Annotated in this window: 11 protein-coding genes; 5 read left to right on the plus strand and 6 right to left on the minus strand. The window is 61.7% G+C overall.

Annotation, left to right across the window (positions count from 1 at the left end):
* The 6 genes from NKH99_RS24200 to NKH99_RS24225 form a co-directional block, all read right to left on the minus strand.
* Positions 1-888, minus strand: a complete 888-nt coding sequence (locus NKH99_RS24200; RefSeq protein ID WP_352501369.1) for a branched-chain amino acid ABC transporter permease — start codon at positions 886-888, stop codon at positions 1-3.
* A gap of 102 nt (positions 889-990) precedes the next feature.
* Entirely contained in the window at positions 991-1,983 is a 993-nt protein-coding gene (locus tag NKH99_RS24205) for an ABC transporter ATP-binding protein (RefSeq protein ID WP_352449665.1), read from the minus strand.
* Positions 1,980-3,005, minus strand: a complete 1,026-nt coding sequence (locus NKH99_RS24210) for an ABC transporter ATP-binding protein (RefSeq protein ID WP_353015919.1) — start codon at positions 3,003-3,005, stop codon at positions 1,980-1,982. Before NKH99_RS24210 ends, NKH99_RS24205 begins: the two co-directional genes overlap by 4 nt.
* Positions 2,995-3,969 (minus strand): ABC transporter permease, encoded by a 975-nt coding sequence (locus NKH99_RS24215; RefSeq protein WP_353015922.1) that lies wholly within the window; start codon positions 3,967-3,969, stop codon positions 2,995-2,997. The genes NKH99_RS24210 and NKH99_RS24215 overlap by 11 nt, the downstream gene beginning before the upstream one ends.
* Complete coding sequence (locus NKH99_RS24220; protein ID WP_352449667.1) at positions 3,969-4,997, minus strand: ABC transporter permease; 1,029 nt, start codon at positions 4,995-4,997, stop codon at positions 3,969-3,971. The genes NKH99_RS24215 and NKH99_RS24220 overlap by 1 nt, the downstream gene beginning before the upstream one ends.
* Positions 4,998-5,104: 107 nt before the next feature.
* Entirely contained in the window at positions 5,105-6,748 is a 1,644-nt protein-coding gene (locus NKH99_RS24225) for an ABC transporter substrate-binding protein (RefSeq protein WP_353015924.1), read from the minus strand.
* Positions 6,749-7,077: 329 nt separating this feature from the next.
* Here NKH99_RS24225 and NKH99_RS24230 point away from each other — a divergent pair, with 329 nt between their 5' ends.
* The 5 genes from NKH99_RS24230 to nadE all read left to right on the plus strand — a co-directional run bounded on the left by NKH99_RS24230 (position 7,078) and on the right by nadE (position 13,582).
* On the plus strand, positions 7,078-7,803 hold the full coding sequence (locus NKH99_RS24230; protein WP_352683165.1) for a LuxR family transcriptional regulator: 726 nt from the start codon (positions 7,078-7,080) through the stop codon (positions 7,801-7,803).
* Positions 7,804-7,976: 173 nt separating this feature from the next.
* Positions 7,977-8,876, plus strand: a complete 900-nt coding sequence (locus tag NKH99_RS24235; protein WP_353015927.1) for a proline iminopeptidase-family hydrolase — start codon at positions 7,977-7,979, stop codon at positions 8,874-8,876.
* A gap of 486 nt (positions 8,877-9,362) precedes the next feature.
* Entirely contained in the window at positions 9,363-9,611 is a 249-nt protein-coding gene (locus tag NKH99_RS24240) for a hypothetical protein (protein ID WP_353015929.1), read from the plus strand.
* Between the two features lie 252 nt (positions 9,612-9,863).
* Entirely contained in the window at positions 9,864-12,602 is a 2,739-nt protein-coding gene (locus NKH99_RS24245; RefSeq protein WP_502900101.1) for an AMP-binding protein, read from the plus strand.
* The gene (nadE, locus tag NKH99_RS24250; RefSeq protein WP_353015947.1) at positions 12,599-13,582 is read left to right on the plus strand and encodes an NAD(+) synthase; all 984 of its coding nucleotides are present in this window, start codon (positions 12,599-12,601) and stop codon (positions 13,580-13,582) included. The genes NKH99_RS24245 and nadE overlap by 4 nt, the downstream gene beginning before the upstream one ends.
* Positions 13,583-13,584: the final 2 nt, after the last annotated feature.

Below are 13,584 nucleotides of genomic sequence, written 5' to 3' on the forward strand. Positions count from 1 at the left end.
TCAGGCATCCCTTCCGAACAGGCCGGCTGGCCGGACCAGAAGCACGATTGCCATGATGACGAAGACCACCAGATTGGAGGCTTCGGGATAGAAGACCTTGGTCAGGCCTTCGGCGAGGCCAAGCATGTAACCGGTGACGATCGCCCCGAGGATCGATCCCATGCCGCCGACCACGACGACGGCGAAGACGACGATGATGAGGTCAGATCCCATCAGCGGGCTCACCTGATAGATCGGCGCGGCGAGAACCCCTGCAAGTCCGGCAAGAGCGGCGCCGAGGCCGTAGGTGAGGGTCAGCAGCAACGGCACGTTGACGCCGAAAGCCTGCACCAGGCCGGGGTTCTCCGTCGCCGCGCGCAGATAGGAGCCCAGCCTGGTCTTCTCGATCAGCGCCCAGGTGCCGAAACAGACGATCATCGAGGCGACCACCACCCAGCCGCGATAATTGGGCAGGAACATGAAGCCGAGATTGGTTCCCCCTGAGAGCAGCGGCGGCACGGAATAAGGACTTCCCGATACGCCATAGTAGTAACGGAACACCCCTTCGAGCACGAGCGCGAGGCCAAAGGTGAAAAGCAGCCCGTAAAGCGGGTCGATGTCGTAAAGCCTCGACAGCGCCAGGCGCTCGACCACGACGCCGAAGCCGCCGACGATCAGCGGCGACAGGATCAGAGCCGGCCAGTAGCCGATGCCGAAGCGGGTGAGAAGCAGGTACCCGACGAAGGCGCCGAGCATATAGAGCGCGCCGTGGGCAAAATTGATGACGCGCAACAGGCCGAATATGACAGCCAGGCCCAGGCTCAACATTGCGTAGAACGAGCCGTTGATGAGGCCGACCAGCAATTGGCCGAGGAATGCCTGAACGGGTATTCCGAAGATCATCGTCATAGCGTCGGATCGTGCGGCGTCCAGATCGGCCTCTATTCTCGCCGAAGCGACGATTACGGCTGAACGGTCCTGATCCGATATCGCTGAACGAGAATTCCCTCGTCAACCGCCGGCTGGATGATGGCAAGCAACCAGGCGGCCCTCGCCAATGCTTTGGAGAAGCGGACGGTCGCTGCGGCAGATCGGGGTGGCAGCTGGGCAACGGGTGTGGAACCGGCACCCTGAGGGTGGGCTCATCGGGCTGGGCAGGTCACCCTTGAGCACTAGCCGGCCGCGCCGCGCCCGGTCGATGCTGGGTATCGGCACGGCGGAACGCAGCGCCGCGGTGTAATGATGTCTGGGCGCCGCAAAGACCTCGTCGGTCGGCCCGCTCTCCACGATCGATCCCAGATACATCACCGCCACACGGCTCGAGATCTGACGCACCACGGAAAGGTCGTGAGCGATGAACACATAAGTCAGGTTGTACTCCTCGCGCAGGTCGGCGAGCAGATTGACGATCTGCGCCTGGATCGACACGTCGAGCGCCGAGACCGGCTCGTCGGCCACGATCAGCCGTGGCCGCAGCGCCAGCGCGCGGGCGATGCCGATACGCTGGCGCTGGCCGCCGGAGAATTCGTGCGGGTAGCGCGATGCGTGCTGGGGCGACAAGTCGACCCGGCGCAGGAGCTCGGCCACGCGGTCCGCCATTTCCGATGCCGAGAGGCGTTCATGGATGCGGAACGGATCGGCCAGCAGATCGCCGACCCGCCGGCGCGGATTGAGCGAAGCGCTGGGATCCTGAAAGACCATCTGCATCTGCCGCCGCAACGGACGAAGCTGGCGCTGGGAGGCGTCGCTGATGTCGCGGCCCTCGAATTCCAGCGACCCCGAGCTGATTTCGGTCAGACGCACCAGACACCGGCCAAGCGTGGATTTGCCGCAACCGGACTCGCCGACGATGCCGAGGGTCTCCCCGGGCCAGATGTCGAGCGACACCGTATCAACCGCATGCACGGTCCGGCGCTGCGCCGGGAAGATCGAGCGGCCGACGCTATAGCGCTTCGACAGGTCGCCGGCACGAAGCAGCGGACGTTCGCGTGGCATGGCATTCATCGTTGCATCTCCACCACGCCGCCAGGCCTCTGGGCAGCGAATTGTCTGCGCGTAGGCTCCGGCAACAGGCACGCGGCGCGATGGCTCTCGCCTTGCATGATCGGCAGTTGAACCAGACAGGCGTCGTGGCGAAAGGCGCAGCGGGGGCTGAAGGCGCAGCCTTTCGGCAGGTTGGAGGGCGACGGCGGAATTCCCGGAATGGCAGCGAGCCGGGCTGGACGTGGTCCCTCCATCGGCGGGATCGAGCCGAACAAGCCCCATGTGTAGGGATGCAGCGGCGCCCGGAACACGCTGCTCTTGCCGCCCTCCTCGACAAAGCGTCCGCCATACATAACCAGTACCCGGTCCGCGACTTCGGCGACGACGCCAAGATCATGCGTGACCAGGATCACAGCGGAACCGAACTGGTCGCGCAATAGTCCGATCAGTTCGAGGATCTGCGCCTGCACGGTAACATCGAGGGCTGTAGTCGGTTCATCCGCGACGAGCAGCGCCGGGTTGCACGAGAGCGCCATGGCAATCACCGCGCGCTGGCGCATACCGCCGGAAAGCTGGTGCGGGTAGCTGTCGATGACCCGATCCGGATTTGCGATGCCGACCGCATCCAGCAATTGCACGGCCCTCGCCCGTGCCGCTTTCGCCGACACCTTTTCATGCGCGCGGACCTGCTCGCCGATCTGGTTGCCGATCGTATGCACCGGGGTGAGCGCAGACATCGGATCCTGGAAGATCATCGCGATTTGGCGGCCGCGGATGGCATCGAGCGCACGCCGCTTGAGCCCGATCAGCTCCTGTCCCATGAAACGGATGGAACCGGAGACGATAGCGTTGGGGCTGTCGATCAACCCCATAATGGCGAGCAAGGTCTGGCTTTTGCCCGAACCGGATTCGCCGACCACACCGACGATCTCGCGCTGCTCGACGGAGAACGAAACACCTCCCACCGCCCGCACCAGGCCTTCGTCGCTGCGGAAGGAGACAGTGAGGTCCTTGACCACCAGAAGGGGAGCATCAGCCGACATTGCGCGCCCTCGGGTCGATTATGACGAAGACGACGTCGACGACGAAGTTTGCCATCACCACGAAGAAGGCGGCGTAAATCACCGTGGCCAGGATCATCGGCAGATCGAGGGTCTGCAGCGCCTCATACGTCAGTTTTCCGACACCCTGCAATCCGAAGACCACTTCGGTCAACAGCGCGCCGCCGCCGACCAAGGCACCGAAATCGAGGCCGAACATGGTGACGAATGCGACCAAAGAGGTCCTGAGGCCATGATGCAGCAGCACCCGGCGTTCGCCGATCCCCTTGGCCCGGGCGGTGCGGATGAAATCCTCCTGCATCATTTCGATCAGGCTTGCCCGCAGCACCCGGCCGTAGAGGCCGACATAAAGGGTTGCCAGCGTGAACCACGGAATGACGAGCGCCTTGAACCAGTCCCAGGGATTCTCGGTCAGGGGGATGTAGCCGAGCGGAGGAACCCAGGAAAACAGCCAGTTGTCGTGCCAGCGGCTTTGCGTCAGCAGGTTGGCGACCTCGCCCAGCCAGAAGACCGGGATCGACACACCTACCAGGCTCACGATCATCAGCGCGCGATCAATGAATGTACCGCGCGTTGCGCCTGCGATCACACCGACGATCAATCCGCCGAGCACCCACAGCACTGCCGCGCCGCCGACCAGCGACAGCGTCACGGGAATGGCGCTTATCACGGTCGGAATGACGCGCTGCCCGCGATTGACGAAAGAGGTGAGATCGCGGCTGACGAAAAGCCGGTTCATCATCAGCCCATATTGCACCGGCAATGGCCGGTCGAGACCGAAATCGTGACGCACCTGGATCAGCGTCTCTTGCGAAGCATTGCGGCCAGCAATGCGCGCCGATGGATCAGCGCCAGGCGTCGCAAAGAAGATCAGGAAAGCGACGACGCTGATACCGAACATAACCAGCACCATCTGGCCAAGCCGGAAGCCGAGCGCGGCAACCACTAGACGCCCCTCGGCGAGGATTTCGGATCGAGCGCGTCGCGCACGCCGTCGCCCAGAATGTTTAGAGCCAGCACCGTGATCACAATGGCTAGCCCCGGCGCCAGTGCCACGACCGGCCGCGAATAGAGCAGGCCCTGGCCGTCCTGGATGATCGTGCCCCAGCTGGCATCCGGCGGCTGCACGCCGATCGACAGGAACGACAGCGAGGATTCCGTCATCATGTTGAGCGCCAGGATCAACGGCACGAAAACGATGATGCGGGTCACCACATTGGGCATGATGTCGCGCAAAAGGATGCGCCAGGGCGATGCGCCAAGGCCGATCGCAGCGGTGACGAATTCGGCATGCATTAAGGTCAGGACATGGCCGCGGATCGGCCGCGCCACATAGGGCACATAGACGATGCCGATGATGAAGACCGGTAGCCACAGGCTGCCGGAGCGGATTTCGAACGGACCGATCTGGATACTCTGCGCAATCAGCACGATCGACAATGAAATTGCCAACAGGAAAATCGGAAAAGCCCAGAGCACGTCGAGAATGCGCGACAGGCCGATGTCGACGATGCCGCCGAAGAAGCCGGAAACGACCCCAAGGAATGTCGCGAGGACAAGGCACAGCACGGCTGCAGCACCCGAGATCAACAGCGAATCCCGTCCGCCGTAAAGCAGCCGCGCCGCGACGTCACGGCCCTGGTTGTCGGCACCCAGCATATAGGGTCCGATGCGCCAGGTCGGCCCGACCGGCGTCATGCCGAGGCCAAGGCCTTCGGTGGAGGGCTGCAGCACCGGCTGGGTCACCCCATCGACGACGATCTCGCCATTGAGATTGGTCACAAATGGATCGGTGCCGGAGACGTACCGCGCATAAAGCGGCGCCGCGAGCGAGGCGATCACAATGACGACGAGCACGGCGAAGGCAGATATTGCCGAACGATCGCCTTTCAGCTTGCGCCATGCGGTGCGCCACGGGCCATCGGTGGCCCGGCGAACCGGGATGGCAGGCTGGTCCGCAATGACATTGACCATGAACAGGATTGCCTGGGAAAAATCGCGGCCTGGAAGATGCGCTGATCCGCCGGAAAAGGAAATGCGACGGAGAGCCAGCGGCACTCCGTCGCATTGGCTCCGGTCGGCTATTCCACCCAGGACTGGCTGACAATCCAGTAGAATTGCGGGCTGAAGGTGAAGTTCTTCAGCCTGGAAGAGATCACATCGACGCGCTTTGGCGTGAACAGGACAGCGACCGGAGCCTTGTCCGTCACAGCCTTGTCGATGGCGGTCCAGAGTGTCGCGCCCTTGGCCGGATCGGCGATGGTGGCTGCCTCTGCCTCGTCCATCGATGCGTCGATCGACTTGTCGCAGAACCCCGAAATATTGACCGAGGCGTCGGAGCCCGGCGTAAACGAGGCACAGCTGAACAAGACCTGCAGGAAATTCGATGGCGCCGGGTAATCCTGGAACCATTGCGAGATCGAAATCTGCACCTTGTTATTGGTGTTCTGGATGTAGGTGAACTGTATGTTCTGCGAGATCGGCTTGACCGACGTCTTGTAGCCAAGCTGGTTGAGCACATCCTGCAGGTAGACGCCGATCGCTTTGGAGACCGTGGTGTCCTCGGTGATGATCGTCACCTCCTGACCTGCGGTTCCCGATTCAGCGACCAATTGCTTGGCCTTGTCCATATCCGGTGCTGACCACTTCTCGCCCGGATTGGCGGTGAACGGGCAATAGGCCACAAATGACGGGAAGCCCGGTGGCAGGATCTGGCAGGCCGGTTGCGCCAGATTGCTGCCGCCGAACAGCTTGACCATCGCGGCGCGGTCGATCGCGAAGTTCACTGCCTGGCGAACGCGGATGTCGTTGAACGGCGCCAGATTGGTGTTCATCGGCGCGTACCACATCGCTGTCAGCGGATGAACCGTGACCTGCTTGGCATATTTGGTGCCGAGTTCGGCGAGACGGTCGGACGGCGGCGGGTCGAACATCCAGTCCGCCTGGCCGTTCTCGACAGCGGTCACCGCCGCCTCGTCGGTTAGGCCGAATTCGTAGTCGATCTCGTCCGGATATCCGGCCGGCTGCGCTTCCTTGCTCCATTCCTTGAAATGAGGGTTGCGCACAATCTTCATCAGCTTGTTGGGATCGTAACTGGCGATCATGTAGGGTCCGGTGCCCGGGATCGGATCGGTGCCGGCGTCCTTCAGCGGCGCGCTCGCCGGCAGGATCGACGCATGCGGAACAGCCAGCTTCTGCAGGAACTCGGCATCCGGCTGGACCAGGTTGAAGGTAATGTTTCCGGCGGCGTCGTCGACCGACAGGCCACCTTCGAGGGTACACGTCGCAGGCGTCTTCAAGCACGCATCCGCGCCGACGATGCCTTTGTAGAAGGTCCCGGCCGTCGGCCCGCTGATCTTGAAGATGCGTTGGAACGAAGCCACCACGTCCTTCGTGGTGACATCCGACCCATCCGCGAATTTGATGCCCTTGCGCAGCTTGAAGACGTAGGTCTTGCCGCCGTTCTCGACCTGCGGGAGGCTTTCCGCCAGGTCCGCGACGACTTCGAAGCCGGTCTTGTCCCCGGCCTTCTTGTAGGTCACCAGGCCATCGTAGAGGACATAATTGATCTGGAAATACTGCAGCGTGTAGTTGATGTGCGGATCGGCGGTGCCTGCCGCGGCATTGGCCAGCAGTCGGAGTGTGCCGCCTGGCTTGCCCTCGGTGGCCAAGGCACTGCTTGCCGGCGACATCATGGTCACGCCGAGCAGAGCCAGGCAGGGCATCAACGCTGCAAATGCTTTTTGGGGTCGCATATTTGTTCCCTCATGGAGGCGTGTCGGCTTTTGCCGCGCTGAACCCGGTCGATCGACCATTGCGCGGCTGAAACAGTCTGGGTTTGCGAACGGTGTCCGCTACTTGGCCCAATCGCAAAAGACTACGGCGAGCGAAGCCGGACGGGATAGCTATTAAGATAGATAGGGTCGGACGGGCTTATCCCCGCCTATTTGTTGAGCAGCCGGCCGACATGGCTATTTGACAAGCAACCATCAGCGGGTAAGCTTGCCCGATGCAGAGCCTTCCAGGCGATCTAGAGAGCCGGTTCCAAACCGGAATGAGCATCGACGCTGCCATGGCGGTGGCAACGGAGGTGCTGGAGCCCATCGGTTTCACCGCATTCATCTACGACTATACGCCCGTGCCGGTCAGTCACAAGGGCGAGCTTATCACGCCCTCGTTGATGGCTCTGCGCAACGTGCCGCGCGATATGCAGGATCTCTGGTGCAAGGGCGGATATTATCAGCTTGACCCGGTGCAGGAGGCCGCGCTCACCGTATCCAGACCGTTTCTCTGGTCGCACAGCGGCGTTCAGAGCACCGTCATGCAGCGCGTGCTCCAGTCCAAGCACGATCCTGTGGTCAGCTATTTGCTTGACACCAGGATGACCTGCGGCGTCACCGTTCCCATTCGCCTTGCCGGCGGCGATCTCGCCACCTTCACCGCGATCCGTACCGATCCGGAGGCCGGGTTCGAGCTCGAAGCCAGACCCTTGATCGCCGAGATCGGAGATCTGGGTCATCTGCTGCATGACTCCGCCTACGCCGGTTTCGACGCCGGAATCCGCACCTGCCAACATGTCCATCTGACGTCGCGCGAACGTCAGTGCCTGCGCCTGGCCGCTGCCGGACTGACGGCCAAGCAGGTCGCGCGTGAGATTGGCCGCGCGGTGCCTACCGCAACGCTGCACCTCAACGCGGCGACGCGAAAGCTTGGCGCGCGCAACCGCTTCCATGCCATCGCGCTCGCCGCCCATTACCGGCTGCTCGAACCGGAGCATTGAGGCTCGCGACCTGCTGGCGATCGGCCTTGCCTCGGGCGAACCCATAACCGGCGAACCTATAAATAGTGCTAGCTGTAAATGCGCTGGGCCGCTTAGTACCGTCGGCCGCAAACAAGGCTTGGGAGGGGTGCACCAAAGCGGCTCCTGCCGCGCCATGATGCGGAGCTTGGACTGTGACGGCACATGCGATCACCGAAGGATTTAGCGACTACAAGGACTATCGCACCTGGTACCGTGTGACTGGGGACCTCGGGTCGGGCAAGCTGCCCCTGGTCGTCGCTCATGGTGGACCGGGCTGCACCCACGACTATGTGGACTCATTCAAGGAGCTTGCCGGAACCGGGCGAGCCGTCATCCACTACGATCAGATCGGCAACGGCAAATCGACCCATCTGCCGGACAAGGGCGTCGACTTCTGGACCGTCGATTTCTTCCTGGGCGAACTCGATGCGTTGCTCGCCCATCTCAGCATTGCCAGCCATTATGCCCTGCTCGGCCAGTCCTGGGGCGGCATACTCTCGGCCGAGCACGCCGTGCGCCGTCCTGAGGGGCTTAAGGCATTGATCCTGGCCAATTCGCTGGCCTCGATGGCGCTGTGGGTGGAAGGAGCCCGGCAATTGCGCGCCGAGTTGCCAGCCAATGTGCAAAGTGCGCTCGACCGGCACGAAGCGGCGAGAACCACCGATCACCCCGAATATGTTGCGGCGACGAAGGCTTTCTACGACCGTCATGTCTGTCGCGTCGTTCCGATGCCGCCAGAGGTCGCCCGGACATTTGCGGCAATCGAGGAAGATCCGACCGTCTATCACACCATGAACGGTCCCAATGAGTTCCACGTCATCGGCACGATGCGGAACTGGACCATCGTCGACCGCCTGCATCGGATCGAGGCGCCGACCCTGGTTTTCCGCGGCTTCTACGACGAAGCGACCGAGGCCTGCGTCCAGCCCTTTCTGGATCTTATCCCGTGCGTTGAAGGCCTGGTCTTCCCGAATTCCAGCCACATGCCGCATGTGGAGGAAAAGCACGACTGCCTCAGCGCCGTCGGGCGTTTCCTGGCCAAATACGATTAACGTTCCAGCACCAGGCCTTCTGTTCCAACGGATCGTCGACACGACGCAGTCGTCGTGAGGCAGGTTCAGAAAACCACGAACCGTCCCATTTCTCCGCCGACGCACATTGCTATGCCTCGGTGATGGCGACGCCACGCTATGTGGATGTCCCGCAAAGGCCTGCAGGGTCGTCCGATGAGGCCAAATCACGGGCAGAATGCCAGATCACGGACAGCATAAAGGAGCCCATTCGAGCGCCTTTTCCATTGCCCGCGGAGGCGAAGGCCTAACGTTGCGGCGCAGATTGGCATGTCGCCGGCATGGCCGCAATCAGCCTGCCTTCCCCTGAACTGGCATCCCGTCGCTGAAAAACCTGACGAATACGGAGGACCAAGTTGCCGGTGGGTACGGAAAGTATCGGACCCAAAGTTTCGCCAAGCAGTTGCAACCGAATTCATTAGCCGGCGTTAAAGTGCGGGTGATCTAGCGGGGCATGGGGAGGCTTTCGTGCAGACGTATCTCGTCGAGCGTATGGACGGCGACGATGTTATCTCGGTGCGCGTTGTCAACGCGCCGAGTCCGTTCAGAGCCGCAGCTATGATGACGGGCGGGCGTATTACCTTCCGAACGTGGGAAAAGGATTGGATCCGCGTGACCGACGAAAATCGGGGACAGATCTATGCATATTGTTTCGTCCCCGGCAGCTATTCCGATACCGAAGCATCGCCGGTATCGCGCGGGAGAACCACCGAATAGGCAATATGCCTGAATAGCGGCAATTCCATCTTCGACCCCACCGTGGTCTTCGAGCCCGCCTTGGCATGTGTCCGTGTCATGCGCACCACAACAGCCAGCGAGCCCGGCATGATTGGTTCGGCCGGTGGCTTGCGAAACACGCGAAGTGACTAACCAAGCGTCCTTGAGGAAGATCGGGGCATCATCAGAATGATCGATGAAAAGATTGGGGCGGGGGGCGATAAGTGACCCTAATCTTAGCGTAGGCAACTCATGTCTTCGGCATATTTGGGATCAGAAGTCGCGGATCAGGATCTAGCGGTGGATTGTCAGACAACGACCTCCGATAATTGGTCAAGTGTCCCACAATACGCACTGGATCAGGGTGGTCCCGTACTGCGTCCATTTCAAAGATTGGGCGTCGATTTTACCAACATTGCGGCCTTCGATCACCTGAGAAATGTCGTCCGCCAGTACCCCGACAAGCTTGCAATCAGCGACGGCGCCAATCGTCTGACCTATTCCCAGCTCCTCCGGTCAGTCGAGACGCTGTCCCACCAGATCGCGGCGGCCGTCCCAGACGGACAGGCGATAGGGATTCTTCAGGCCAACTCGGCCTGGTATCCCATTGCCATGCTGGCAAGCATGACGGCTGGGCGGCCTTCGGTGCCACTCAACGCGCGAGATCCTAGCTCGCGTATCCTTGAAATCGTGGCCGGGGCGCGGCTCTCGGCTGTCCTGGGCGAGGGCAATGTCCGACCCGATGGTTTGCCTCACCTGGTCAGTTGGATCGATGTGTCGACCAGTGCGGCCTCGCAGGCTGGGCAAGTGCCTCGTTCTTATTCCGTCTCGGTCGATGCGCCCGCCATCGTGCTTTATACGTCAGGGAGTACGGGCCGGCCCAAAGGCATCGTTAACAGCCAGCGCAGCTTGCTGTGCCGGGTCCAGCAATATGTCGATGCGTGCCACATCAACTCGGATGACGTTTTCCTGCCATTGACAGGACCGGCCACAATCGCCGGGTGCCGGGAGATTCTTGCTGCTCTTCTCACCGGCGCCACCTTGCATCTGGTCGAAGTCGAAGCGGTCGGCTTGCGCGCCGTTCAACGCCTGGTGCGATCCGAAGACGTGACAATCACCTATCTGGTGCCGGCACTGCTTCGCGCGCTTATGGCAGACGGACCTGCAGAAGCGTTCCATTCACTCAGAGTCGCCCGGATCGGTGGCGAGAAGGTGCCCTGGACCGACATCGCCCTGCTGCGCAAGGCCGTCTCCGATACGTGCCTTATCCAGATCGGTTATTCGTCAACCGAGACCACCGGCTCGCAATGGTTCCTGCCGCGAGACTGGCCAGAGCATGGAGATTCGGTTCCAGTTGGCTGGCTGCTGCCTGGAATCACCTTCGCAATTGTCGACGAAGCGGGCCGCCGCGTTCAACCGGGCCGCAGCGGAGAGCTTCTGATCAGGAGCCCGTATGTCCTGCTTGGCCATTGGGAGGACGGGGCGGTTGTGCCGGCAACATCAGACCCGCACGATCCAGGCCTTCGGATTTTCGCGACAGGTGACCTCGTTCGACTTGATGATCAAGGCCTACTGCACATCGTCGGTCGCAAGGGGCGCCAGGTAAAAATCAACGGTCGACGCGTCGAGCCAGCCGAACTCGAACGGGTGCTGCGTTGTGCACCCTCTGTCGCGGATGCCGTGGCAATCGTGACGGCCGCGAATGAGCTTGTCGCCTTTGCTGTTCCTCGGCGCTCGGCCGAAGCGACCTTTTCGGACGAGCTTCGCCAGCTTGTCAGGACCAATCTGCCGCCGCCGCTGCGTCCCTTGCGGTTGCACACGATCGCCGAGATTCCGCGTCTGCCGAGCGGCAAAGTCGACATCACGACACTTGCAGAGATGGATCTTTCAGCCAGAGAGACAGCGGCGACCGCGCATCCGCTCGAGCCGCGAGGCAAGCTGACCGCGCAGCAGGTTGTCCAGCGGGCATGGACCAGCATTCTCAATACGCGCGTGGCGGCAGGACGCTGGGATGACGCCGGAGGAGATTCGCTGAAGCTGCTGCACTGCGTCATGGAAATAGAAAGCGCCATCGGGCAGGAACTCGGCCTTGAAGCCTTCACCGTCGGGATGAGCCTGGAGCAAATGGTCAAGGCGGTCGTGTCCGCCCAGGCAGGCGATCAAAGCGCGCGCGCCCAGAAGCACGACCCTCCCATTCTTTTTCTGTTCCCCGGGTCCGTCGGCTATGGCCCGAGCCTTGCTGCCTTTGCAGCAGCGATGGGCAAGGTGACCCGTGTTGCCCCGATCAGGTATCCGGCCCTGGCTATGATACTGCGCGGACAAGACAGCCTCGCCGATATGGCCGACGCCGCCGTCGACCAGATCCGCCGCGCCCAACCCTCGGGCCACGTACGACTTCTCGGCCATTCGCTCGGCGGCGCTGTTGCCTTCGAAGTTGCGGCGCGGCTGCTGGCAGCGGGGCGAACCGTAAAGTTCCTCGGCATCCTCGACACCAGCCTCGTCGGGGAGCGAAGCGCCCGCTGGGAGACGTTTACGCGCACAGTCAATCGAATCCGAACCAACCGCGTGTCCGCTTACCGGATGGCTTGCCGCGCCCTCGCGAAAGTTGCCGTGGCAATGAAGCGCGAGGCACAACTGGTCCAGTTTCTCGACCGCTTCGCTCAAGGACAGTTCAACGCGACGAGCTTTAGAACCAAACTAGAACTGCAAGAGGTTTTGCGCGCGCAAGCCTTCTTCCAGTGGGTGGCCGAGCCAAAGCCGGCTCTGCCGATCACAGGCACCCTGTTCCGCTGTGCTCGACCCGGAATGCCTCTGGCAATCGGCTGGGATAACGTCTTCGCCCATCTGGACGTGATTCCGATCGTCGGCAGCCACATCGATCTGGTTGTAGAGCCTCACCTTACCATCAATCGTCCCCTTATCGAGAAAGCGGTGGCGAAAACCTATTCGCCAATCGAGTCTCGCAAACTGGAGTACAAGCCATCGACCTGATCTCATCATTCGGCAACGACGCCCTGGTGCTCGACGCTGGCGCGGAAGTCGATCGCATCGTCCAGATCTTGCGCCAGCAGGTCCTTGGCACGCTGCGACGTCGAGGCGTGGTTGTCGGCCTCTCAGGCGGCATCGACAGCTCCGTCGTTGCGGCGTTGTGTGTTCGCGCCTTTGGGAAAGGCAAGGTCCTCGGGATATTCATGCCGGAGCGCCATTCCTCCGGCGACTCACTGAGGCTCGGCCGCATTGTCGCCGCACACCTTGGTATCGAAACGATCCTGGAGGATATAACGCCGGCCCTGGAAGCGACCGGCGCCTATAGACGGCAGACCGAAGCAATCCAGACCGTCGTTCCCGAATATGGGGACGGCTGGAAATGCAAGCTGGTGCTCGCCTCGGTTCTCGAGAGCAACGGTCTCAACATCACGCGCCTCACGGTTCAGGACCCCGAGGGCAGGACCGACACAGTGCGCCTGCCGTCGGCAGCCTATCTGCAGATCGTCGCTGCAACCAACTACAAGCAGCGCCTGCGCAAGATGACCGAATACTACCATGCCGACCGCCTCAACTACGCAGTAGCGGGCACGCCGAACCGCCTGGAGTACGACCAGGGCTTCTTTGTCAAGCAGGGCGACGGAATTGCCGACCTGATGCCAATCGTCCACCTCTACAAGACCCAGGTCTACCAATTGGCCGAATATCTCGGGGTGGACGAAGAGGTCCGGCGCAGACCGCCCACCACGGACACCTTCTCGATGGCGCAGAGTCAGGAGGAGTTCTACTTCGCGCTTCCTTATTATCTGATGGATCTGTGCCTCTACGGCTTGAACCATGGGATCGCCGACGAAGACGTCGCTGAGGCAACCAGCCTCACGGTGATGCAGGTCCAGAAGGTTTTCAAGGATATCGACAGCAAGCGGCGCGCCGCACGTTATCTTCACGCGCGGCCGTTGGTGTCCTCTTCAATGGGCGAGGGCTAGGC

This window comes from Mesorhizobium sp. M0854 (assembly GCF_040319815.1).
Classification (GTDB): domain Bacteria; phylum Pseudomonadota; class Alphaproteobacteria; order Rhizobiales; family Rhizobiaceae; genus Mesorhizobium.